General features: G+C 39.6%; 22 protein-coding genes. 16 read left to right on the top strand and 6 right to left on the bottom strand.

Features of this window, described 5'->3' with window-relative positions:
• The first annotated feature begins 221 nt into the window (after window positions 1-221).
• Entirely contained in the window at window positions 222-896 is a 675-nt protein-coding gene (locus tag H5114_RS08955; RefSeq protein ID WP_404948347.1) for a hypothetical protein, read from the top strand.
• Window positions 897-945: 49 nt separating this feature from the next.
• Here H5114_RS08955 and H5114_RS08950 read toward each other — a convergent pair whose 3' ends face one another.
• Complete coding sequence (locus H5114_RS08950; RefSeq protein ID WP_124015834.1) at window positions 946-1887, bottom strand: chemotaxis protein CheV; 942 nt, start codon at window positions 1885-1887, stop codon at window positions 946-948.
• Window positions 1888-2145: 258 nt separating this feature from the next.
• Here H5114_RS08950 and H5114_RS08945 point away from each other — a divergent pair, with 258 nt between their 5' ends.
• The 5 genes from H5114_RS08945 to H5114_RS08925 all read left to right on the top strand — a co-directional run bounded on the left by H5114_RS08945 (window position 2146) and on the right by H5114_RS08925 (window position 5701).
• Window positions 2146-2655 carry a lipocalin family protein gene (locus H5114_RS08945; RefSeq protein ID WP_220492520.1) on the top strand — a complete coding sequence of 170 codons (510 nt, stop codon included), beginning with the start codon at window positions 2146-2148 and terminating at the stop codon, window positions 2653-2655.
• Between the two features lie 58 nt (window positions 2656-2713).
• A complete protein-coding gene (locus H5114_RS08940) occupies window positions 2714-3304 on the top strand; it encodes an LON peptidase substrate-binding domain-containing protein (protein ID WP_124015833.1) in 591 nt (196 codons plus the stop codon).
• 159 nt (window positions 3305-3463) lie between these two features.
• Window positions 3464-4126, top strand: coding sequence for a sigma-70 family RNA polymerase sigma factor (locus tag H5114_RS08935; RefSeq protein WP_124015832.1), 663 nt, complete (start codon window positions 3464-3466; stop codon window positions 4124-4126).
• Window positions 4119-4805 (top strand): ChrR family anti-sigma-E factor, encoded by a 687-nt coding sequence (locus tag H5114_RS08930; protein ID WP_182722750.1) that lies wholly within the window; start codon window positions 4119-4121, stop codon window positions 4803-4805. Before H5114_RS08935 ends, H5114_RS08930 begins: the two co-directional genes overlap by 8 nt.
• A gap of 722 nt (window positions 4806-5527) precedes the next feature.
• Complete coding sequence (locus H5114_RS08925) at window positions 5528-5701, top strand: hypothetical protein (RefSeq protein WP_124015830.1); 174 nt, start codon at window positions 5528-5530, stop codon at window positions 5699-5701.
• Between the two features lie 226 nt (window positions 5702-5927).
• Here H5114_RS08925 and H5114_RS08920 read toward each other — a convergent pair whose 3' ends face one another.
• Window positions 5928-6899, bottom strand: a complete 972-nt coding sequence (locus tag H5114_RS08920; RefSeq protein WP_182722749.1) for a 1-aminocyclopropane-1-carboxylate deaminase/D-cysteine desulfhydrase — start codon at window positions 6897-6899, stop codon at window positions 5928-5930.
• A 197-nt stretch (window positions 6900-7096) separates the two neighbouring features.
• Here H5114_RS08920 and H5114_RS08915 point away from each other — a divergent pair, with 197 nt between their 5' ends.
• Both H5114_RS08915 and H5114_RS08910 read left to right on the top strand, forming a co-directional pair.
• On the top strand, window positions 7097-7510 hold the full coding sequence (locus tag H5114_RS08915; RefSeq protein WP_124015828.1) for a YccF domain-containing protein: 414 nt from the start codon (window positions 7097-7099) through the stop codon (window positions 7508-7510).
• A gap of 156 nt (window positions 7511-7666) precedes the next feature.
• Complete coding sequence (locus H5114_RS08910; RefSeq protein WP_182722748.1) at window positions 7667-8134, top strand: EVE domain-containing protein; 468 nt, start codon at window positions 7667-7669, stop codon at window positions 8132-8134.
• A gap of 149 nt (window positions 8135-8283) precedes the next feature.
• Here H5114_RS08910 and H5114_RS08905 read toward each other — a convergent pair whose 3' ends face one another.
• Both H5114_RS08905 and H5114_RS08900 read right to left on the bottom strand, forming a co-directional pair.
• Entirely contained in the window at window positions 8284-9072 is a 789-nt protein-coding gene (locus tag H5114_RS08905) for a TIGR00266 family protein (RefSeq protein ID WP_124015826.1), read from the bottom strand.
• Between the two features lie 187 nt (window positions 9073-9259).
• The gene (locus tag H5114_RS08900; RefSeq protein ID WP_124015825.1) at window positions 9260-10189 is read right to left on the bottom strand and encodes a LysR family transcriptional regulator; all 930 of its coding nucleotides are present in this window, start codon (window positions 10187-10189) and stop codon (window positions 9260-9262) included.
• A gap of 219 nt (window positions 10190-10408) precedes the next feature.
• Between H5114_RS08900 and H5114_RS08895 the strand changes: the two genes are divergently transcribed.
• From H5114_RS08895 to H5114_RS08885, 3 genes are all read left to right on the top strand, one after another.
• Window positions 10409-11569 (top strand): homogentisate 1,2-dioxygenase, encoded by a 1161-nt coding sequence (locus H5114_RS08895; RefSeq protein ID WP_182722747.1) that lies wholly within the window; start codon window positions 10409-10411, stop codon window positions 11567-11569.
• A 68-nt stretch (window positions 11570-11637) separates the two neighbouring features.
• Window positions 11638-12678 (top strand): 4-hydroxyphenylpyruvate dioxygenase, encoded by a 1041-nt coding sequence (hppD, locus tag H5114_RS08890; RefSeq protein ID WP_124015823.1) that lies wholly within the window; start codon window positions 11638-11640, stop codon window positions 12676-12678.
• Between the two features lie 104 nt (window positions 12679-12782).
• Window positions 12783-13400 carry a LysE family translocator gene (locus H5114_RS08885; protein WP_124015822.1) on the top strand — a complete coding sequence of 206 codons (618 nt, stop codon included), beginning with the start codon at window positions 12783-12785 and terminating at the stop codon, window positions 13398-13400.
• 45 nt (window positions 13401-13445) lie between these two features.
• Here H5114_RS08885 and H5114_RS08880 read toward each other — a convergent pair whose 3' ends face one another.
• The gene (locus tag H5114_RS08880) at window positions 13446-14618 is read right to left on the bottom strand and encodes a GNAT family N-acetyltransferase (protein ID WP_182722746.1); all 1173 of its coding nucleotides are present in this window, start codon (window positions 14616-14618) and stop codon (window positions 13446-13448) included.
• 112 nt (window positions 14619-14730) lie between these two features.
• Here H5114_RS08880 and ggt point away from each other — a divergent pair, with 112 nt between their 5' ends.
• The 5 genes from ggt (at window position 14731) to H5114_RS08855 (ending at window position 22944) form a co-directional block, all read left to right on the top strand.
• The gene (gene ggt, locus H5114_RS08875; protein WP_182722745.1) at window positions 14731-16482 is read left to right on the top strand and encodes a gamma-glutamyltransferase; all 1752 of its coding nucleotides are present in this window, start codon (window positions 14731-14733) and stop codon (window positions 16480-16482) included.
• Window positions 16483-16923: 441 nt separating this feature from the next.
• On the top strand, window positions 16924-18540 hold the full coding sequence (locus tag H5114_RS08870) for a methyl-accepting chemotaxis protein (RefSeq protein WP_182722744.1): 1617 nt from the start codon (window positions 16924-16926) through the stop codon (window positions 18538-18540).
• An 83-nt stretch (window positions 18541-18623) separates the two neighbouring features.
• Window positions 18624-19847: a hypothetical protein gene (locus H5114_RS08865; RefSeq protein ID WP_182722743.1), complete on the top strand. Its 1224-nt coding sequence runs from the start codon at window positions 18624-18626 to the stop codon at window positions 19845-19847.
• 11 nt (window positions 19848-19858) lie between these two features.
• A complete protein-coding gene (locus H5114_RS08860; protein ID WP_182722742.1) occupies window positions 19859-20254 on the top strand; it encodes a phosphate ABC transporter substrate-binding protein in 396 nt (131 codons plus the stop codon).
• A gap of 590 nt (window positions 20255-20844) precedes the next feature.
• A complete protein-coding gene (locus tag H5114_RS08855) occupies window positions 20845-22944 on the top strand; it encodes a bifunctional 2',3'-cyclic-nucleotide 2'-phosphodiesterase/3'-nucleotidase (RefSeq protein WP_182722741.1) in 2100 nt (699 codons plus the stop codon).
• Window positions 22945-23053: 109 nt separating this feature from the next.
• Here H5114_RS08855 and H5114_RS08850 read toward each other — a convergent pair whose 3' ends face one another.
• Window positions 23054-23503 carry an ATP-binding protein gene (locus tag H5114_RS08850; protein ID WP_182722829.1) on the bottom strand — a complete coding sequence of 150 codons (450 nt, stop codon included), beginning with the start codon at window positions 23501-23503 and terminating at the stop codon, window positions 23054-23056.
• Window positions 23504-23528 lie beyond the last annotated feature (25 nt).

The following is a 23528-nucleotide window of genomic DNA, read 5'->3' as shown; positions in this document are numbered from 1 at the left end:
TAAACATGGAATAAAAAGCGCACTTTAAACAGCGTCTTTACCTTTTGTTAAGGTTATTCTTTACACTAGGTTCGACTTTGTAGGTCATTCAAAGAGCGCCATTCGCAGTGATAACTCACAAGCCACAGCTTGGTGTTATCGCTGCGTATGATAATCCTAAGCTCAGATTAATTTACGCTTAGCCACTAAGTTCAGCCATCATTTCACTGCTCATTAATAGTATTGCATCCATGCCTACACAGATTGATATTCCTTTTGATAAACGTCATACATGTTGGTTTTGTAACGAGCCAAGTAATCAATTGTTTGATTATTATAGAATGACTCACACTCCCCACCCCTCTTTAACGATTCCGGCGTGTAAAGAATGCCATATGCTAGCCAAGAAAAATCTGCTGACCTCTATTTGGGATTGTCGAGATGCAGTAAAAGACAATTTAATGCATTTATACCGTAAAGACTTGGCCATTGGAATTAACTGGACTGAAGAAGAACTCGAACAATCAGAATTTGACTGTATGATTTTTGGAGGCTTTAAGAAAAGTGCTTGGATGATGTACCAAATTGCACAAAGTCGAATGAATGCAAGAGGTTGGCCATTAAGTCTGGAAGGTATATTACTCGATGGCGAGATTGCTGGCGATGTGAGTCAATATCAAACAGGTTTTGAATTTGACGGCATTGTGTTTACGTCACTCACTAAAGCCATTAGCCACTACAGCCAAACATTGTCTTTAGACAGTATTTTTTTACAGCAGCTCGTTACGCTATTGGGTAAAGCCCAATTTGGCCATGCGGTCAAAATAGCTCGGCTCAATATTGGTATTACCCCTGGAAACCAGCGTCGAATTCTTGATGAATTAATCGAAGATATGGACCAAGGTGCGGCTCAATAACTCAATCCACACTGAATACATGCCTCTGGTTAACGATTTATGCTCTTGCCTATGAAAGAATAGCACGTAAACGATCTTGAACAACACTCACTAACAAGTCGGGTTGAAATTTAGAAATAAACTCATTGCAGCCGACTTTTTTCACCATCGCTTGGTTAAAACTGCCGCTTAAAGAAGTATTGAGTGTAATAAATAATGCCGCCATTCGGGGATCATTACGGACTTCATGAGTCAACTTATAACCATCCATTTCAGGCATTTCTGCATCGGTTATCATCATAAGCAATTCTTCGGCAACGTTTTGACCTTTATCGGCCCACGATTGTAATAACCGTAACGCTTGTAGCCCGTCTGATGCCTCAAGGATCTCAATGCCTAACTTACTTAATGTGTCTCTCACTTGCTTGCGAGCTGTGGAGGAGTCATCGACGACTAATATCTTACGCCCTGGCATATGAGAAGTCAGAGATTCATCAAGCACACCATCTGACAACTTCACATCATAGCTAATGATCTCAGCTAAGACTTTCTCTACGTCAATAATGGATACTAATCGTGATTGACCTTGGTCTTCTATTTTAGTTATCGCGGTTAAGTAATTATGTCCTCCAGAGGTTTTGGGCGGAGGCATAATATCACTCCAGGTCATGTTAACAATATTCTCAACTTTACCGACTAAAAACCCCTGCACACTGCGGTTATATTCAGTAATAATCAAGTTACTGTCTTCAGTCACCGGCATAGGTGAAAAACCAATTGCTTCACGCAAATTGATCACAGGGATCGACACCCCTCTAATATTAGCGACACCATAGACGTTGTGGTTACTGCCAGGCAAGTTACTTAGCGGAGGTAACTTAACCACCTCTTTAACTTTAAATACATTAATGGCAAATAACTGGGTCGAGTTAATGCGAAACAGCAATAGTTCTAAACGATTTTCGCCAACTAGCTTAGTCCTTTGATCAACCGTATCGAGCACTTTTCTCATGGACGAGTCCCACCTACAAACAACGTAAAAATGTATTATTAACGCTAATTATACTTAAAAAAGATTTATTAACAGTGTTAAAACAAGATTTATCCCCCAAAAAAAGAAAAAACCTTTAAACAAGATCAAAAAGTGTCCTTAATTCGTATCATATTTTATTAGAGATGCAAGCAGTTTCATCTCGCAAACTTTCTGCAAAGGTTATACATGATAAATATCACCCAACCTCTGAGGCACTTGAGCATATGGCTCTCAATAATGAGTTTATCTGCTTGTACCTTAATCGATAAACCGGTCACTGTTGTAAAACCGTTTGAGCTAAATCAGTACTTAGGAACTTGGTATGAAATCGCCCGCCTCGAACATTCATTTGAGCGAAATATGTCCCATGTGACCGCACAATATACACTTCAAGGAAGCAAGGTTGTGGTGACTAACCGTGGATTTAAACAAGATGAACAGCAATGGGATGAAGCTAATGGTAAAGCTTATTTTATTGATGGCAGTGACCAAGGCTTACTTAAAGTGTCATTTTTTGGTCCTTTTTATGGCGCATACCAAATACATGACGTAATCCAAGAGCCTAATGGTCAATATACCGATGCCCTAGTGATTGGCCCTAACGCGCAATATGCATGGATCCTCTCGAGAACAGCTGTGATTAACCCCAACACCAAACAAGGTTTTATAAACAAACTCTCAGCATTGGGGATTAATACCAACAATCTAATTTGGGTGGATCAAGGCACATTAAAAGATGATCGTTAAGCCCTTTTTACACGTACATTAAGTAAGTTTATTTGTTATATCTGACACAGGTGCCGTTATGAATATCCCATTATTTCCACTACCCGTTTGCTTATTGCCTCAGGGATATACCCAATTACGAATTTTTGAACCCAGATACAAACGCTTAGTATCTGAATCACTAAAGAGTGGTATTGGGTTTGGCTTATGTATGCTGGCTGATGATAAAAAAACCATTCTACCTATTGGTACGTTAACCCAAATTATTGACTTTGAGACGCTTGACGATGGCTTATTAGGTATCAGTGTTCAAGGAAAACAAACCTTCACCATTAACCACATTAGCGTTGATGATGACGGTTTGAAACGAGGTGACGTCAGCTTAATTGATTCTTGGCCAAGCGATATCATTGAACAACAAATTGAACCGGCTCAAAGCAATAAGATTAACCGAAAAAAAGATAAAATACTGAGTCAAACGTTAAAGCAAATTTTACAGCAGTATCCGCAGCATCTGGCCCATTACTCTGAAGAAAGTTTTAATGATATGTCTTGGGTATGCCAGCGTTGGCTTGAAATTATCCCATTGAGTTCAAAACAAAAATATCAGTGTATAAATAGTCATGACCACCAATTAGCTAAATCATTCTTATTCGATATCATAAAATAATAACAAAAGTGATCTTAATTAAGTGAGCTTTCGTATACATGATCATAGCTATTGTTTGTCAATGAAGTTGCTAATGTCTTTTTAGGCCACATCAGCAACTGCATGGATAAGATAATTAATTATGCTTAATGACGTAATTATTGGATGCGAGTGAAAATAATGGAAAATATTCAATCACAAAGCGCACAAAATCGTTATGATAAGGGACATCTTGCACAGAGATCCCTAATTAAACGAAGCGGTGCTATGAAATCAGACGAACCAAATCCAATGGCAGATGAACTCGCTGCATTAATGATGAAAGTCGCTAATCATCGATGCAAGACTTCTTTTGCCAAACTTTTTTCGCATTTTGGCCCTAAAATTAATTCTTTTGGCGTACAGCGTTTAAGTCAACAGGGCTTAGCAATGGATTTAGTGCAAGAGACAATGACTCGAGTATGGACCAAAGCACATCTTTATAATGCAGATAAAGCAGCTGTAAGCACTTGGGTTTTCACCATAATGCGTAATCAATGCTTTGACATGCTTCGCAAAGTGCAACATAACCGCGAAGATGCATTTGGTGATGACATTTGGCCATTGTTTGAATCTGATGATGCAGAAAATGACGACAATGACTTCTTATTATCGGCTTCTTTATTGCAGCATGTAGAGGAATTACCTCCCTTACAACGCCAAGTAGTACAAGGTATTTATATGCAAGAGCTGACTCAACAAGAGCTTGCAGACAAACTTAATATTCCAATTGGAACGGTTAAATCTCGACTTAGACTAGGTTTAGAAAAATTGAAAAGCTTTATGGAGAAACACTATGATTAATTACCACCCTGACCAGCACATGCTGTCTCTCCATGCTAAAGGCGAATTACCGCTGTCCATGTCGATTGCAATCTCTGCCCATGCTGAGTTTTGTCAGCATTGCCAACAGCAGCTTGACCAGATGACAATTGCCATGTCTGAACAGCAATTTGAATCGGCAGTAGCACCACAATTCACTAATAGTAAAGATAATGATCAGTTAGACGCATTATTGAGCCAGTTATTAAATTCAACTCTAGATACATTAGCGGCCGAGCAGCCGACGAATATCGACAAGACAGAAGATAACAGTGTCAACATCAAAGGTCAGCATTACCCTTTACCAAGAGCATTTCGCAATCAAATCAATGCATCATGGCAAGGTATTGGTAAAGTGAGTCGTTTAAGACTTGATACCGGAGAGCCGCAAGCAAGAGCGAGTTTGTTGCACATTGCTGCTAATGGTGAAATACCTGAGCATACTCATAAAGGTGCAGAGTTAACCTTGTTACTGGCAGGAGAGTTTAGCGATTGCTATAACACTTATAAACCAGGTGATTTTATGTTGCTTGATAAAGCGCACCAACATTCACCTAAAACAATTGATGGTTGTTTGTGTTACACCGTAGTCGATGCGCCCTTATACTTCACTAAAGGTATAAGTAAGTTACTAAATCCAATTGGTGATCTAATTTACTAAATATCAATATCCTTGCGAGTTATTTACTGCTCGCTGCAAAGATAGCTTACGTATGCCAACTTATCACTTAGCTGATGATGGCGGCATAAGTTAGATTATTAGTTTAATTTCTTCTAAAAGAATGATTTAGAAAATGGATGATGAGGTACCTCATCATCCATTTTTATGAGCTAAACTGTATAACGCAGTGAAATTATCCTATGAATAACCAGTAATGCCATTAGGATTAGCTATTTTTTAATCGAAAAGCACATTAATTTGATTAAAAATTGAAAAAGACTATTGCCATATGCAAACACTCAGTATATTATCTACACAGATTTAGTTTTCTTGTTAATTTTGGTTACCTACCTGTAAGTCTGCTCAACTTCACTTCGTAAATAAACCCAAGACAAGCTTCTGTACATTGTTTTAAATTCAATTGATTTCTGTTGATATGATAATTTCTATTGGCGTAATCTTATTGTCATAAAACTATGTTCAACTTACAAATTAAGTGCTGTATGTATTACTGTGATTTTAGGCTATGTGGCAACATAAAAGTTGTAGACACAAATTAGACCTTAATCAACTATTCACATAACAACACTTGATTAGTGAGTAAAAGATAGGTTAAGTTAAATCTCGAAACATTAATCTTTTGCAACACTAAAAAATGCCAAGGATATTTTATTGAACAATTGTCTCACCTAATGGGTGAATATATAGAAGGAGTGTGGCCAATGTCATACAACATTAATGGACACGAAATTTCAGTTAGCTTTCCAGTTAATTCTATTTCGTCAAACAAAAACTCAATTGCTTTTACCGACAGCCTAGGTAAAAACAAAAAAACCTTTTCAAAGCGTATTGAAGCAATAAACTTCATGAAATGGTTATTATCAGCTAATAAGTAATCCCCCCTAACGCTTTGCGTTAATCATTTACTCTGTTATTTAATAAACTCATTTCTCGGTATTCTCCTCTCAATTACCGATGTTTATTAAAACAGAGTAAAATGAATAGCTCACTAGCTTATTTTCAAGTTATTCTTCAGTTTTAAACCCCAAGTTAACCATCTAAAAAACCTATTTCTCTTACTATCAATACCTTGTAGCAAAAATGCATCCTGCACTGGTGTGATCAAACCGAGTGAGGAAATTTTCGTTGGTATCTTGGTAACATGGTTTTATTGCCTAAGGCTCCCCCCTGATGTATGTAAAGAACATTGGTGGCACTGACAGCCTGACTATTTAAATAATGTTGTAATACTAAAAAGCCAACCGGATCATACAACAATTCAAATTCAATTCCCGACTGGCAAACTGTTTTCCACATATCAAAACAACGTTGTGATAATTTCCCAAAATGATATTTATGACCATCATTAATAATTCTAGGAAAATAAATCTCATCAACTAATTGTGAAAACTGTTGGCGTAAATATTTATCTCCGCCAACGGTACTGCAAGTTAACACCTCAATAGCAAAAACTTCCGTTAATGATAATTGAGTCAGTTGTTGAATAATTTGTTTATTTAAATAAGCCGCAGTGGTCCCCGTGCCTGAGGGGAGAAATACCATCAACTCATTTAGTCGTCGGTCTTGAGCCCATTGAATAATTTCAGTGGCGAGTTGTGTTATCCCGGTTTCGGCATACCCACAACGTCCACCTTCGGGAATAAATAGTAATTGATTTTTATCTGTGTAATTTGGGTGCGACGACACAATGTATTGCATCGCATCGTCTAAATGCATACCTTGAAGGTTTTCGGCATCGGCCAAATGACTGACATCAATAATATTGGCACCATTTTGTATCGCAGCAGCATAGTTACCCTGAGGATGTTGTAACAAGAATGTGTTGATATGACTTACATAGTAATCAAATTTCCATCCTTGCAGCTTTGCAAGTACAGACAAGGAGTACAATGAGTTGGCTTGTGCCGAGCCCGATGCCACTAGCTGGTTAACGTGTGAATAATCATGATGGAGGAAATGATAAAATTTACGCGCTTTATTACCACTAAAATCAGCATGTAATAGATCATCCCGTTTAATATAGATGCTGCGTCCATCAAAGTTCATCGCTTGTACTGGGCTTATCGAAAACATACATTGCCTTAATCAACTGTAATATGAGTATTTTAACTAAAAAATGATAAATCTCATCGATTCATTTGTATTACTCATCACACACATCTAACTATAAAGTAAAAAACTCACATTTAACCTATTATAATCAAACAGTTAAAAATATGGCATGAATATCGCTTCATTCTAAGTAATATTGACTATTGATAGGATTGAAAATGTCACTTTTACGCTTAATCTTTAATATTGCTTGGTTTCTTATGGGGGGGTTTATCATGGGCCTAGCATGGTGGTTGGTGGGGCTATTATGCTTTATCAGTATCATTGGTATCCCATTTGGCCGTGCATGTTTTGTTATTGGCGAGCTGGCTTTCTGGCCATTTGGGCAAGAAACGGTTAACCGAAAACACATTTCAGGCCAAGAAGATATTGGCACTGGCACGTTAGGTTTAGTTGGTAATGTTATATGGTTTTTATGCTTTGGTATTTGGCTTGCGATTGGCCATCTAGTCCATGCATTGGCTTGTTTTGTAACAATTATAGGTATTCCTTTCGCGTTACAACATCTTAAGTTAGCCTTATTAAGTTTAACCCCTATTGGTCAAACTGTTATTGCCAAACCGACTTATTAGCATTCATTAATAACTGTTGAATGACCACTGTTATAAAAAGCCGATAGCACAGTGCTATCGGCTTTTTATTTGCCTAATTGTCTTAGCTGCGTGTACATTGCCATAATCAAGCACAGAAAAGTAATTCACTCTCTTTAATGACAGTAATGGAATCGCATGAACTATTGGTTAATGAAGTCTGAACCAGATGACTTTAGCATTGATGATCTACAGATGTGTAAGCAGCAAACGGTTGCTTGGCAAGGTATTCGTAACTATCAAGCACGTAATTATATTCGCGATCAAATCACATTGGGTGATCTAGTGTTGTTTTACCATTCTAGCTGCAAAGTACCTGCCATTGTAGGTTTAGCCAACATTAGCAGTGAGCCTCAAATTGATGTCAGCGCTTTTGATGACCGCTCAGCGTATTTTGATATGAAATCTGACGCCAGTGCACCTCGTTGGTGGCAAGTGCATATTCAATTTATGGCCAAATTCTCTAACCCAGTCAGCTTGAAGCAATTGAAGGCAGATCCCTTACTGCAAGATATGGTACTAGTGGCTAAAGGTACTCGCCTGAGTGTTCAGCCCGTCACACAAGAGCAATACCAACATATTATAAAACTAACAAACGTAGATTAATAACCTTGAATTAACCACTGGGCAGCTGGTCGCTAACAGGTAACTATTCTTTTAAAAGCCGCTTCCTAAAGACGGCTCAGACAATTAGCGCTAAATCGTCTGAGCATCTAACTGCGAACGAAAATGAATAAGATCAGCCAATGCCCAGATTAGTTAATCATCCGCCCTATTCCACCAAGCACAGATCCTTCACCCTGATCTTTGCCACCACGAGATGGTGCATGAGCAATAATTCTGTCAGCCATGCGAGAAAACGGTAAGCTTTGTAACCATACTGTCCCATGACCTTGTAAGGTCGCAAGAAACAAACCTTCGCCACCAAACACCATTGATTTTAAAGAACCAGCGCGCTGAATATCATAATCAATCCCGGGCGTAAATCCGACTAAACACCCAGTATCAACTCGCAATGTCTCACCACGCAGTTCTTTTTTTATCAGTGTGCCACCGGCATGCACAAATGCCATACCATCACCTTTAAGGCTTTGTAGAATGAAACCTTCACCACCAAAAAAACCGGTTCCTAATCGCTTATTAAACTTCATACTCACTTGCGTACCTAAAGCCGCTGCTAAAAAGCTGTCTTTCTGGCAGATAAGTTCGCCTTGATGTTGAGCTAAGTCGATCGCCAAAATAGTCCCAGGAAACGGCGCAGCAAATGCCACTTTTCGTTTATGTTGACCTTCATTGGTAAAGTGAGTCATAAAAATACCCTCACCCGAAATGGCACGTTTACCAGCCCCCAGTAGCTTGCCAAAAAAACCAGATTCAGGCTCAGAGCCATCACCCATTTTAGCCTCAAAACTAATGTCTTCTTCGATATAGGTCATCGCGCCGGCTTCAGCAATCACTGATTCATTTGGATCAAGTTCAACTTCAACAAGCTGCATACTCGAACCGATAATTTCATAATCTACTTCATGGCATTTTCTGGTCATTTTCATTCCTTAAAAATTTATGATTGATTGTTGTCGCCTAACATTGTTGTCGCCTAACAAAGCTAAATAATTTCCCTGTAACAATGTTATAAAATAACAAAAGGATCCGCAATTTAACACGACAACTTTTCACTATGCTAGGCTACCCAATAAATCTGATGATGGCTCTCCAGACGTATGCCAATGATTAACCCAATCCTGCACCACTTAACCCTAATTGTTGCTGTTGCTGATATTGGGCAAATTCTTGCAAAATTAATTCAGTAAATAATTGCCCTGCTCGACCAAGTGGTCGCTCTAAAGTTGATACTAGTTGCGGGGTAAAACTAAACCTATTACCACCAATAAAATCAACTTCAATAAGTTGTCCTTGATGTAATTCTTCAGTAATTAAAAAATCCGGCATCCAGCCAAAACCTAGGCCTTTTAGTAAGGCATTTTTTTTCATGATAAAACCCGACAAATAAAAGACTTTATCGCCGCCAAACTGCATTTCATCGCGGTCACGTTTACCAGGAGATGAATCTTCAATGGTCAACTCTACATGTTGCTGTAACTCAGGCAAACTAATCCTCTTAAGCTGACTTAATGGATGCTGTGATGATGCCACCAGCACACTGGTAATGGTAGGCAATGCTTTAGGATGATAAGAGGGCCCGGTACGATAGTCTTTCACTAGCATTAAGTCGGCTTGATCACGTTCAAATCGATGCTGGACTCCGCCTAAAAACTCCATATTGAGTTGAATTTTAGTGGGTATGTTATGCTCCGACATCCGTTTTAATGCGGTCATAATCGGTTCCATCGGCAGTGCGCCGTCTATCACTAATTCAAGTTTAGGTTCCCATCCTTGACTAAAGCGACTGGCAAGATGTTCTATATTGGCTAAATGCTGTAATAAGCGCTGCCCTTCGGCCAAAATCACTTTACCTTCGGGGGTTAATTCCGCTCGATAATGATCTCGATTAAATAATGTTACCCCCAGATGTTGCTCCAGTTTTTTAATCTGATAGCTTACTGCCGATTGTGCCTTGTGTAACCGTTCTGAAGCTTTTGCAAAACTTCCTTCTTCAACAAGTACTTGCAGTACATTAAAGGCATCTATATCTATTCGCATAAGATTTCCACTGTCCCGTTATCCATACACAAATGTAAAGCTAACATAACAATCAAAAAAGTCGATTGAGTTGAGTTATTTATTATTCTTTTTTTTGTTGATCTTTACCACTAAATTGTTAGTTAGATCACATATTGGTTTAGCCAATGAGATTAGGCCATAACAATAAATAACATAAACGCCACGACACTCGCAGTCGATTCACCATAGGACAATCACATGCCATTCTATGTTAAGCAAGGTCAGATCCCGACCAAACGTCACATTGCCTTCGAAAAAGATAATGGTGAGTTGTACCGTGAAGAATTATTTTCGACCCATGGCTTTTCAAATATCTATTCGAATAAATATCATCATAATATGCCAACCAAAGCGATCGATGTTAAACCTTACGCTCTGTCACATGGCGAACAATGGCAAGATCCGCTCATTCAAAATTACAAGTTAGACTCGCGCCAATCCGACTGCCAAGGCAATTTCTTTAGTGCCCGCAATAAAATATTTTTCAATAATGATGTCGCCATGTACACGGCTAAAGTAACTGAAGACACAAATGAGTTTTATCGCAATGCTTATGCCGATGAAGTGGTGTTTATTCACCAAGGTGAAGGGCAACTATTAAGTGAGTATGGTGTTATCAATACTCAGAAGTGGGATTATTTAATTATTCCGCGCGGAACCACCTACCAGCTAAAATTTAACGATTATCATGATGTACGTTTGTTTGTGATTGAATCCTCGTCAATGATAGAGGTGCCTAAGCATTTTAGAAATGAATATGGCCAAATGCTCGAGTCCGCTCCTTATTGCGAACGTGATATTCGAACCCCTACCTTAACCGAGGCTGTGGTCGAAAAAGGCGAGTTCCCGTTAATGTGTAAGTTTGGCGATCGCTATCAGCAGATGACACTTCAATGGCATCCATTTGACTTAGTAGGTTGGGATGGTTGTGTCTATCCATGGGCATTTAACATCAGTGAATATGCCCCTAAAGTTGGCAAAATTCATTTACCACCATCTGAACATTTAGTGTTTACTGCACACAATTTTGTAATTTGTAACTTTGTGCCACGGCCATATGATTTCCACCCTAGATCAATTCCGGCGCCTTATTACCACAACAATATCGATAGCGATGAAGTGCTGTATTACGTCGACGGTGATTTTATGAGCCGTACCGGTATTGAAGCCGGCTACATGACCTTACATCAAAAAGGTGTCCCCCACGGCCCGCAACCTGGACGGACCGAAGCCTCTATCGGCAAAACTGAAACTTACGAATACGCGGTGATGGTCGATACCTTCGCCCCACTGAATTTAACCGCTCATGTAAAAAATTGCATGAGTGATGATTACAATCGCTCTTGGTTAGAAAACTAAGACCACATTTATATCAATCCTAAGTCATCTAAGAGTGATGGTGTTGACATAAAATAAAGGAAAAAAAAATGGCAAGCGAACTAAACCCACTGGGCCTGTTAGGCATTGAATTCACCGAATTTGCCAGTCCAGATACCGAATATATGCATCAAGTGTTTATTGATTTCGGTTTTTCAATGTTAAAAAAAGCCAAAAATAACGACATCGTTTATTACAAACAAAACGACATTAACTTTTTGTTGAATAAAGGCCGCGCAGGCTTTTCTGCAGACTTTGCTAAATCACACGGCCCAGCTATTTGTTCAATGGGTTGGCGGGTTGAAGATGCTAATTTTGCATATACCGAAGCAGTCGCTCGGGGTGCAAAACCGGCAGATGATGCCAACAAAGACATGCCGTATCCGGCTATTTATGGCATTGGCGATAGCTTAATTTATTTTATTGATATCTTTGGCGAACAAAACAATATTTATCAAACTGACTTTGTTGATTTAGAGCAGCCTATCGTCACACCAGAAAAAGGCTTTATGGAAGTCGACCATTTAACCAATAATGTCTACAAAGGCACTATGGAAAAATGGGCTAACTTTTATAAAGATATCTTTGGTTTTACCGAAGTGCGTTACTTTGATATTAGTGGCGCGCAAACGGCTCTAGTGTCTTATGCTTTGCGTTCTCCAGATGGCAGCTTCTGCATTCCGATTAACGAAGGTAAAGGCAACGACAAAAACCAGATTGATGAATACTTGGGTGAATACAATGGCCCAGGTGTGCAACATCTAGCATTTAGAAGCCGTGATATTGTTGCTTCATTAGATGCAATGGAAGGCACTTCAATTAAGACTCTGGATATTATTCCTGAATATTACGACACTATTTTCGATAAGTTGCCACAGGTCACGGAAGATCACGATCGGATCAAGCATCACCAGATTTTGGTTGATGGTGATGATGACGGTTATTTACTGCAAATTTTCACCAAAAATTTATTTGGGCCAATCTTCATTGAGATCATTCAGCGTAAAAATAACCTTGGCTTTGGCGAGGGTAACTTTACCGCATTATTTGAATCCATTGAACGTGATCAAATGAAACGTGGTGTGCTGTAATTTTATAGACACTAAGTGATACATAAAAACCAGCAAAGTGCTGGTTTTTATCATTTTAGGCCATTACACTCTGCCATCCATATTGCTAACCAAAGACGTTACCCATGCCAGATTATGCTGTTCTTGCGGTTTTTATCCCTACATTCTTTTTTGTGTCTATCACCCCTGGGATGTGCATGACATTAGCCATGACCCTCGGCATGAGCATTGGTGTGCGTAAAACATTATGGATGATGCTCGGTGAATTAGTGGGCGTGGCATTGGTCGCCATTGCTGCAGTACTTGGGGTGGCCAGCATCATGTTAAATTACCCACAAGTGTTCGATATCCTTAAGTGGGTGGGTGGCGCCTACCTGGCTTATATTGGGATTAATATGTGGCGCGCCAAAGGCAGAATGGCCATCATTACTGGCCTTGATGTGAAAACCAACCGAGTCAGTTTAATCAGTCAAGGTTTTATCACCGCCATTGCGAACCCTAAAGGTTGGGCCTTTATGATTTCACTATTGCCACCGTTTATTAATGTCGATTATGCCGTTGGCCCACAACTTGCGGTGTTACTCGGGATTATCATGATCACTGAAAGTGTCTCTATGTTGGCTTATGCCAGTGGTGGTAAAAGCTTACGTTTATTCTTAAGCCGCGGCGATAATATTCGTTGGATGAACCGTATTGCAGGGAGTTTAATGATCGTTGTTGGTATATGGTTAGCATTAGGCTAACCACACAATCCCACTGACTTAGCCATTTCACTACCGATATGTCTATTATTCTATTGCCTTATACGGCAGTTGTTCGCACATTTGTTGCATGTAGATGTCAATGTGCGCGCGTTCTTGCTGACAAAAATGACCAATCGCATCATTAAAACCTTCATGAGCAATAAAATGACTTGAGAAAGTTTTGACCGGACGAAATCCTCGCATAACTTTATGTTCACCTTGGGCGCCAGCATCAAATACCATTAATTGATTGGCAATGGCAAACTCAATACCTTGATAGTAACAGGCCTCAAAATGCAATCCATCACATTCAGTTAATGCTCCCCAATAGCGGCCAAATAAGTGTGTATCTGACACGAAGTACAGCGCCGATGCCACTAGATTTCCATCAACATCTTCAATAATCAATAAGCGTATCGACGCGCCCATCGTTACTGCTATTTGTTCGAAAAAGGCAGGTGATAAATACCCTGTGTGACCGGAACGTTTTAAATAGGTATTTTGATAACAGCGAACAAAACCCTGCCACAGTTCAGGATTGGCCTTATCACCATCAATAAAACTAAATTGTAGCTGTTGTCTTGCTATGGTTCGCTCTTTGATGATGTTTTTACGTTTACGTGACGTTAATCTGGCAATAAAATCATTAAAATCAGCATAACCTTGGTTGTGCCAATGAAACTGGCACCCCAAGCGTTGCATAACATCTGCCTGAGAAAACTGATGCTGTTGCGCCTCATGGATAAATAAACAATGCCAAGATGACCAGTTATGCTCAATGACAGTCTGCGACAAGAAGTGCTGAATGCTCTCGATTAAAGCTTGCTGTGCCGTGATAGACAAAGCAGCACTAAAACCTATACGCTGACCAGTGGTAGGCGTAAAAGGAATACTCGCGACAAGTTTAGGATAGTATTCAATGTGATTACGCTCATAAGCCTCTGCCCAAGCCCAGTCGAACACATACTCGCCCCAAGAATGCGTTTTAAGATACAAAGGCATTAAGGCGATAACATTATCAATATCCATCACCACAAGATGCATGGGAGTCCAGCCCGTTTCAGCACTAACACAACCGCTCATTTCGAGTGCGGATAAATATTCATGACGGGTAAAAGGATGAGACACCCCAAACATTTCATTCCATACAGAAGGATCTATAGTATTAATACTATTAACAAATTTATATTGATAACTTTGCTTTTGTGCTTGTTCCACCCACACCTACCCTATAATAATTAACGTTGTAAAGTTAAAACACATACCAATTATTGTTATCATGTGGCATGTTCTATCACAATATCTTTTCCATTCACGCCAAGGATTAATCGTGACACTATTCCCTAAATTAACACCGCTTCTGTTGAGCTCAGCCTTAACACTAACACTTTGTTATCCCGCCATTCACATTGCTAACAGCCAAGCAAACGAAGCCTCAATTTTTAGTGAAATGGCAACGGCTCAGCCAATCTATGCTAAGCATGGCATGGTTTCAAGCCAAGAAGCATTAGCAAGTAAAATTGGCGTAGATATCTTAAAACAAGGCGGTAATGCGGTCGATGCTGCTGTCGCGGTAGCATATGCACTTGCCGTGACATTACCTCGCGCGGGTAATGTTGGTGGCGGTGGTTTTATGTTGGTGCATTTAGCCGAGCAACATAAAACTATCGCTATCGATTACCGTGAAACGGCGCCAGCTAAAGCACACAAAGACATCTTTCTTGATGAACAAGGTAATGCTGTCGATAAGCTCAGCCGTGAGCACGGTTTAGCTGTTGGCGTTCCTGGTACCGTCATGGGAATGGAACTGGCCCTGACAAAATATGGCACCATGAGCATGGAACAAGTCATAAAACCTGCTATTAAACTGGCTAAAGACGGTATTTTAGTCACCTCAGATTTGTCTAACTCTCTTGCTGGCCTTAAATCGCGCATTACACAATGGCCAAGTTCAGCAGAGGTTTTCTATCATGCTGATGGCAGTAATTATCAGGTCAATGAGTTATTCAAACAACCGGAATTAGCACAATCGTTATCGTTAATAGCAGAGAAAGGCAGTAAAGGGTTTTATCAAGGTGAAACCGCTGAAAAAATTGTTTCTGCGGTCCAGAATGCTGGTGGGGTGATGAGCCTAACCGATCTTGCAAACTATAAAGTGATTGAGCGCCAACCGGTTCGTGGTCAATATCGCGGTTATGAAGTGGTATCAATGCCGCCGCCTTCTTCTGGTGGCATTCATATTATCGAAATGCTGAATGTGCTTGAGCAGTTCCCAATTGACAAATTAGGTCACAATACCGCTGATACCTTGCATCTTATGGCTGAAACCATGAAATATGCTTATGCCGATCGGAGTAAATTTTTAGGCGACCCTGATTTTGTTGACGTTCCGGTTAAACAATTGATCAGCAAAAAATATGCTAAGAGTATTGCCAGTAAGATCTCCATTAATAAAACCACCCCAAGCAGCGAAATACTGCCAGGAGAATTGGCGCCATATGAGAGCGATCAAACTACCCACTTCTCTGTTATCGATAAATGGGGCAATGCAGTTGCCAACACTTACACCCTTAACTTCAGTTATGGTTCTGGCTTAGTCGCTAAAGGCACTGGTATTTTATTAAACAATGAAATGGATGACTTTTCGGTTAAACCTGGTACACCTAACGGTTATGGTTTAATTGGTGGTGAAGCAAACTCTGTTCAAGGGAATAAGCGCCCTCTGAGTTCAATGAGTCCAACCATTGTAATGAAAGATGGTAAACCATTCATTGTGACCGGCAGCCCTGGTGGCTCGCGTATTATTAATATTACTTTGCAAATTATTATGAATGTTATTGATCATAATTTAAATATTGCCGAAGCCACTGCAGCAGCACGTATTCATCATCAATGGTTACCGGATTTTATTTGGGTAGAGCACACCTTGAATAAAGATACGATTTCATTACTTGAAGCTAAAGGTCATAAAGTCAAAATTCAAGAATCAATTGGCAGTACTCAATCAATAATGATGACAGAACAAGGTCTTTTTGGCGCATCAGATCCAAGACGTGCAGGATCTGCCGCCATCGGCTACTAGAGCGTTAATCTGCAAGTATAAAAAGGCAGCGGCTTTACACCATCTAAAGCCGCTATTACATATAATTAATACCAAGATATGCATTGATATCGACTATAATTTTACGCTTAATATTCTACCACTGTACTAGTGAGCAAGATTTGTTCAAAAATTCCAAACCTCATGTCCAGTAAAACTCGAAACGACTCGCCAGCAAAGCTATACCCTGCTCTGCAGGATAAACAATGGCAATAATTAAATATAAGCTTGAATGTTATTTAGTCAGACTCATGCTAATCCTCAAACTGTTTAAATATTATTAAGATTAATGAACCACTTTGCTGCATCTGCTATTATTGTTAATAATTATATATCTCGAGTTAATCAAACGTTAATATTTCTAAGTCACAATCTAAGTTGTTATTATCTTTTTATAGCTTAACTAAATTAACAAAAGGCCTCATGCAACTCATTAATTTAAAAATCAAACATAGAATTGCCCTACTCACCTTTGTCGCTATCGTGTCGTTTGTCATTTCGATTATCATCAATAATCAAACAGGTAAGAATAATGAACAACGCTTAAATGGGCTCCAAAATCAACTTTATCCAGCCTTAAATCTTGCAACGATCAACCAAGGCTTAATATTACAATTGGATCAAACAATCCAATCAGCAATTACTACAGGTGAAGAAGATGCGTTAGATGTGGCCAATAACATGGTATTGCAAATCTCAACTAATTTACGCCAACTTATCGATCTACTGCCAGCAGAGGCAGCTGCGGCGCAAAAAATGAACCGCGATATGAACATCTACTATGATAATGCTAGCAGTTTAGCCGCTGAGTTTATCAAAGATGATGTCGATTTTAGCAAAATACAGCTGCAAGCTGCTGAAAATGCAAAGCGATACCAAACATTGGTCAAACAATTTGCTGAAAAAAAATCACTTTTGGCAGAACAATTTCAACAAAGTATTCAAACGACGATTACCAGTTCAAAAAATGCGGAAAATAGTGTTCTGCTTATTGGCGTGATTGCTACTGCACTGATGATCATTATGGGATTACTGGTTAATCGCTCAATCATTAATACCATAGACAATGTCACTCAATCTTTGCGAAATATTTCACAAGGTGAAGGCGATCTTCGCGCACGGATCCACTATGCGGGCAAAGACGAAATAGCACAGCTTGTTTACTGGTTTAACCAATTTGTCTCTAAACTTCAATCGTCTATTGCCGATACAAAGAACACCACAGAAAACTTATCTGAAGTAGCTGCAACCTTACTCAGCGGCAGTCAATACAGTGAGCTCAACGTAAAGCAGCAAAATGAGGCTATTGAGCAGATATCACAAGCGATGAAAGAGATGTTTGTTAGTGTGACTCACATTGCCGAGTATGCATCCAGTGCAGCATTAGAGGCTGAAGATGCCAACACAGAGGCAAAACAAGGCCTTGTCATAGTTAATGATGCCGTTTCTACCATTAACACCTTGGCTGACGAAGTGCAGCAAACAGCCGTCGTGGTAAATCAACTCGACGCATTTACCCATAATGTTAATGACATATTAGACACAATCCGCAGTATTGCAGATCAAACTAATTTACTGGCTCTCAACGCTGCAATTGAAGCCGCTCGTGCGGGGGAACATGGTCGTGGTTTTGCGGTAGTAGCTGATGAAGTCAGAACATTGGCTTCTAGAACACAAACGTCGACCCAAGAGATCCAGCAAGTATTACAAGAATTACGTTCTACTTCTAAACAAGCGGTTGACGCTATGGATCGCGGTATTCACACAGCGGCCAAAGGGGTGCAATCAACCTCTTTAGCCGGTGAAGCATTACAACGTATCACAGGTAAAGTCAGTGCAATCTCTGAAGTTAATGATCAAATTGCTACTGCGACAGAAGAACAACACACCACTTCGGTGTTAATCCAGCAATATATAACTGAAATGGAAACCGGTTCGCAAAAAGTAAGAGTAACGACTGCTGATATGGGAGGTATCAGTGTTGATATTCAAAATATTAGCGAAAGACTGCAATCAATTACCAATCAATTTAAGGTTTGAGATTGATTGCATTGCTAGTATTAAAAACCAAAAAATATAAGCCTTAATGGCGTATTGATGAGTGATGTTCAAGGAGTAAAACCATGCAATTTAATTTAAAAGTGTTATCTGTTGCGATATCGATGGCAATGGTCCCTAGCCTGGCAACAGCTGATGAAGCTGCTGATGCTAAAATTGCTAAACTAGAGCAACAAGTACAAACCTTGCAGGCGCAACAAAATGCCAGCTTAGCAGATAAGGTCAAATTTAATGGCTTTATTAGCGGAGCCTATATTAGCTCTGATAATGATGCGGGTTATAACGGTGCAGACTCAAGCGCTGACTTTAGTGAAGACAGTAAATTAGGTCTACAAGGTACCTTCAACATTTCTGACAACACTCAAGCGGTATTGCAGTTAATGATGCGCGGTAAATATGACTGGGAAGTTGAAGCTGAATGGGCTTATTTATCTCACCGCTTTGAAAACGGTATCAAGGTTCGTGGCGGTAAACTGCGTGTACCTTTGTTCATGTATTCTGATTACCTCGATGTAGGATATGCACAGCCTTTTGCTCGTCCACCACAAGAAGTTTACGGTGCCATTCCGTTTTCATCTTACACAGGTGCTGGTATATCTTATGATGTTGAATATGATGACTCAACCCTAACAATGCAAGCATTTGGTGGTGAATCAAAAGTTAAAAACACAGCGGTTGAACTCAGTAATCTTATGGGTGCTAACGTGAGTTGGACCGACGAAATATGGACTTTACGTGCCGTATACGCACAAGCCCAATTAGACGGACCCGTTGTGACAGAAGTAACCGTTCCTTTAGCGCCAGGGGTGAATACTCAAGCTAACTATACTCTGTTAGAGCTTAACGATGATAAAGGCTCTTTTGTTGGTGTGGGTGCCAGTTATGACAACGGTGAAGTCATTGCAATATCTGAATGGACTCGTTCAGAAATTGATAATGCCTACCCTGATATTGATTCAGGTTACTTGACCTTAGGCTATCGTATTAAGGCATTCACGCCTTATGTCACCGTTGCTTACTCGAAAACTCAAGACAATGAAGATCGTTTACCGCTATCAACTGCTGCGGCAACACAAATGATCGCATTCAATGCTGAGCGTATGGCTTATAGCTTAGGTTTACGTTGGGATGCAATTGATAATGTCGCGATAAAATTTGATGTCACCTACGCTGATGACTTTGGCAATACATCAGGTGGATTAGATACCAACAGCTTCGACGCATCAACAGGTAAGTTTGCCTATGATGACACCTTGATTTACACCGTTAAATTCGACGCAGTATTTTAAGGGGTATGATAATGAACAAGTTACTGACTATTTTAGCGCTAAGTTTAACAGCCGTTACCTCAGCTAATGCAGCGGTTGTTGTCATTGGCAATCCTGCTGCTGCAGATATTTCAATTAATGATGTTAAAAAAGCGTTTTTGGGTAAAGGGGATTCTTCTGTCGTCGTTTACGAATTAGAAGAAGGCAATCCTGTACGCAGTGAGTTTCATCAAGCAGTAACCGGTAAGTCAGATGCACAGCTCAAAGCATTTTGGTCTAAGCAAGTCTTTACCGGTAAAGGTACGCCACCACCAGCGGTTTCTGGTGCGGGTGCAATGAAATCTGCGATTGCAAGCAATCCAAATGCCATTGGCTACATTGATGAAGCTGATGTTGATGCCACAGTAAAAGTCATACTGAAGCCATAGATTGATTACTACTGTGATTAACTCACCATAAAAACGTGAGCACATAATCACCGATCTTAGTTAATTGGAAGATGAAATATAAACCGAGTAATGATATTTATTGCTCGGTTTTTTTATGACTAACCTAATAAAAAATCAGCACCAAAACTTGTTTGGTTTATAACCATCATTTATAACGTCGAATTAGATGATGACGAGCAAAAGCAATATATCGCACTCTATCCTTAATAGCTTATCGAGTTAAATTTAACAATTCAATATTACGTAAATTCTGGCGAATATAAAATACTCAATTATTCGTTGCGTTATTTCGCCACATTTTTGCCGAAGAAAAATAACACCACTTATTAACATTGACACCGTACATTAACATTGCGTAGCCTGTTATCATTTCTGATGATGATTAATTGCGCAATCTCACTCACGAATAGATTTTATTTAGCCTTGTATCACAATTTATTCATTTACTATGCTTATAATCACCGCTGTATTTTCATCTTATTATCAATTAGATAAAAAGAAGTTAACACTACGTAAGAGGTAAAAATAACAAATATACCTCAGGGTCAAATAAAAATAGAGAGTAAAATATGTTAAATAAAAAACTACTTGCTGTCGTTATCGCGGGTGCACTAGGACTAGGCGGTTGCAACTCAAATAACGACGACCAAACAAGTACTGTTGCTGCAGATATTAATTTACGAGTGATGGAAACAACTGATCTTCATACTAATATGATGGATTATAACTACTACTCAGGTAAAGAAGACAAGACTATTGGTCTTGTACGTACTGCCAGTTTGATCAATGCCGCTCGCGCTGAAGTAACGAACTCAGTGTTAGTCGATAATGGCGATTTATTACAAGGTAGTCCGATGGGAGACTATATTGCCAATAGATTTAAAACTGACAGTAACACGCTTACCGAGACCCATCCCGTCTACAAAGCAATGAATACTTTAGACTATGAAGTCGGCAATATTGGTAACCACGAATTTAACTACGGTTTATCGTTTCTTGAGCAATCTATATCCGGTGCAAACTTCCCTTATATTAACTCAAATGTCATTTGTGCTGATAAAGACGGCTGCTGGGATAATGTATTATTTAATGAGAATATGTTCACACCGTATATTATTAAAGACAAAGTGGTCCTTGATGTCGACGGTAATGAGCACACCATAAAAATAGGCTATATCGGTTTTGTACCACCACAGGTTTTACAATGGGATAAAGCTAACTTAGAAGGTAAAGTTGAAGTATTAGGCATAGTTCAAGCGGCTAATAAATTTATTCCGCAAATGAAAGCTGAAGGTGCTGACATTATTTTAGCCATTCCGCATTCAGGAATTGGATCAAGTGAAAACCCTGGTGATCCATGGGCTGAAAACGCAACTTATGCACTCACCAATGTTGCTGGCATCGATGCTATCTTCTTTGGTCACAGCCACTCGGTATTCCCTGCTGCAAGCTACAGTGATTTACCTAATACCGACGTAGAAAAAGGTTTATTAAATGGTATCCCTGCAGTGATGCCTGGTCGTTGGGGAGATAACTTAGGCGTTGTTGACTTAGTGGTGCGTCAAGTTGAAGGTAAATGGACCGTAATCCATGAAGAATCAACGGCTAAAGCACGCCCTATTTACGACAATGCCAATAAAATTGCCTTGGTTGAAGGTGAAGCAAGCTTACGTGATGCGATTGAAATTGAACACCAAGGTACGATTGAATACGTCAGCCAACCTATCGGTGTTGCTGCCGCCAATATGTACAGTTTCTTAACACTGGTCCAAGATGATCCAACTGTGCAAATTGTTTCAGATGCCCAAATTGCCCGCGTTAAAACATTAATTACCGATGATCTAAAAGATTTACCTATTTTGTCTGCTTCTGCACCATTTAAAGCCGGTGGACGCTATGCTGAAGGTGATGCTAGCCAGTATGTGCAGGTTGATGAAGGTAATTTATCTTATAAAAATGCCGCTGACTTATATCTGTACCCAAATACCATGGTAGCAGTTAAAGCGACTGGGGCTGAGTTAAAAGACTGGTTGGAATGCTCTGCAAATCAGTTTAATCAAATTGATCCAACCTTGAGTGCTCCTCAAAACTTGATTAACCGCGCCGGCCACCCAACCTATAACTTTGACGTAATTGATGGTTTAACTTACAAAATTGATGTGACCCAACCGAGTAAGTTTGATCGGGATTGCAAAGTCGTTAACCCAGATGCAAATCGAATTGTTGACTTGGCTTATACAGATGCAGACTCAAAGGTTATCACCGGTGATGATTTGGCTGCTATGTCATTTGTTGTAGCATCAAATAACTACCGTGCATTTGGTGGGGCATTTGCAGGTACTGGTTCTGATCATGTAGTACTTGAGCTACCTGATACCAACCGTGATGCATTGTCTGCTTATATTACTGAGCAATCAAAGCCTAATGCTACTGGCGGATATGATGCTAAGGTTGATCCATCAGCTGATTACAACTGGGACTTTAAAACCATAGATAATGCCACCGTGGCATTAGACATTCGTTTTGAAACTCAAGACAGCGATGTTGCCGACAAGTTCGTTGCTGATAACCAACAACGAAAAATGGTCAAGTTACCTAAAACAGCTGATGTAGTGTCAGGATTTGCTATATACAGCATAGACCTAACAACGCCGGTTGCTGCTAAGTAATAATTATCCAATAAAAAAGGCGCTATATGCGCCTTTTTCTTAATACCATTGCAAGATATAAGCATAACGTTATGGCATCAACTGTATTGTCAGACAATTATTGTTCAAATCACCACTCTTCAAACAACTGGGCCATTTTTTGGATCTGTATTAATGGAACATGATGCTGGTTTCGTTGAGCACAAAGCTGTTGATGCGGCTCATCTTTAGGTTGTCCAACTAATACTACATTAACTTTATAACCTAATGCTTTAGCCGCTGCCTCATAAGCCATAAATTCCCACTTGGCAATATTGGTATTATCGCAAATCACAATCGGTTCACTTCGGGCTAATGCTTGGATAAATGCTGTTAAATTAGCCTGATGATACTGCGCAATTTTTTGCGGATTAAAGCGATATTCACCTTGATAATAAAAATAGCGATCTGTTGAAAAGTAACCGTGTTGTCGAATATGAATCGCCTGCTCAATACCTTGAGATATAATAAATTGTTCAGCCCAATAAGACTTACCACTACCAGGTAAGCCACGCATGATAATGGCTAACTTTGGCACTATCACCTCATTGTTCGTCCCATCAACT

It is taken from the genome of Shewanella sp. SR43-8, from assembly GCF_014163775.1.
Classification (GTDB): Bacteria; Pseudomonadota; Gammaproteobacteria; order Enterobacterales; family Shewanellaceae; genus Shewanella; species Shewanella vesiculosa.
The sequence above is the reverse complement of the archived record's forward strand: the minus strand, read 5'-3'. Positions and strand labels throughout refer to the sequence as shown.

What these genes read in the sequence shown, in the direction of transcription:
- H5114_RS08950 (WP_124015834.1), bottom strand. Translation starts at nt 1,887, where the DNA reads ATGAGAAAAGTGCTCGATACGGTTGATCAAAGGACTAAGCTAGTTGGC.
- H5114_RS08945 (WP_220492520.1), top strand. Translation starts at nt 2,146, where the DNA reads ATGAGTTTATCTGCTTGTACCTTAATCGATAAACCGGTCACTGTTGTA.
- H5114_RS08940 (WP_124015833.1), top strand. Translation starts at nt 2,714, where the DNA reads ATGAATATCCCATTATTTCCACTACCCGTTTGCTTATTGCCTCAGGGA.
- H5114_RS08935 (WP_124015832.1), top strand. Translation starts at nt 3,464, where the DNA reads ATGGAAAATATTCAATCACAAAGCGCACAAAATCGTTATGATAAGGGA.
- H5114_RS08930 (WP_182722750.1), top strand. Translation starts at nt 4,119, where the DNA reads ATGATTAATTACCACCCTGACCAGCACATGCTGTCTCTCCATGCTAAA.
- H5114_RS08925 (WP_124015830.1), top strand. Translation starts at nt 5,528, where the DNA reads ATGTCATACAACATTAATGGACACGAAATTTCAGTTAGCTTTCCAGTT.
- H5114_RS08920 (WP_182722749.1), bottom strand. Translation starts at nt 6,899, where the DNA reads ATGTTTTCGATAAGCCCAGTACAAGCGATGAACTTTGATGGACGCAGC.
- H5114_RS08915 (WP_124015828.1), top strand. Translation starts at nt 7,097, where the DNA reads ATGTCACTTTTACGCTTAATCTTTAATATTGCTTGGTTTCTTATGGGG.
- H5114_RS08910 (WP_182722748.1), top strand. Translation starts at nt 7,667, where the DNA reads ATGAACTATTGGTTAATGAAGTCTGAACCAGATGACTTTAGCATTGAT.
- H5114_RS08905 (WP_124015826.1), bottom strand. Translation starts at nt 9,072, where the DNA reads ATGACCAGAAAATGCCATGAAGTAGATTATGAAATTATCGGTTCGAGT.
- H5114_RS08900 (WP_124015825.1), bottom strand. Translation starts at nt 10,189, where the DNA reads ATGCGAATAGATATAGATGCCTTTAATGTACTGCAAGTACTTGTTGAA.
- H5114_RS08895 (WP_182722747.1), top strand. Translation starts at nt 10,409, where the DNA reads ATGCCATTCTATGTTAAGCAAGGTCAGATCCCGACCAAACGTCACATT.
- hppD (WP_124015823.1), top strand. Translation starts at nt 11,638, where the DNA reads ATGGCAAGCGAACTAAACCCACTGGGCCTGTTAGGCATTGAATTCACC.
- H5114_RS08885 (WP_124015822.1), top strand. Translation starts at nt 12,783, where the DNA reads ATGCCAGATTATGCTGTTCTTGCGGTTTTTATCCCTACATTCTTTTTT.
- H5114_RS08870 (WP_182722744.1), top strand. Translation starts at nt 16,924, where the DNA reads ATGCAACTCATTAATTTAAAAATCAAACATAGAATTGCCCTACTCACC.
- H5114_RS08865 (WP_182722743.1), top strand. Translation starts at nt 18,624, where the DNA reads ATGCAATTTAATTTAAAAGTGTTATCTGTTGCGATATCGATGGCAATG.
- H5114_RS08860 (WP_182722742.1), top strand. Translation starts at nt 19,859, where the DNA reads ATGAACAAGTTACTGACTATTTTAGCGCTAAGTTTAACAGCCGTTACC.
- H5114_RS08855 (WP_182722741.1), top strand. Translation starts at nt 20,845, where the DNA reads ATGTTAAATAAAAAACTACTTGCTGTCGTTATCGCGGGTGCACTAGGA.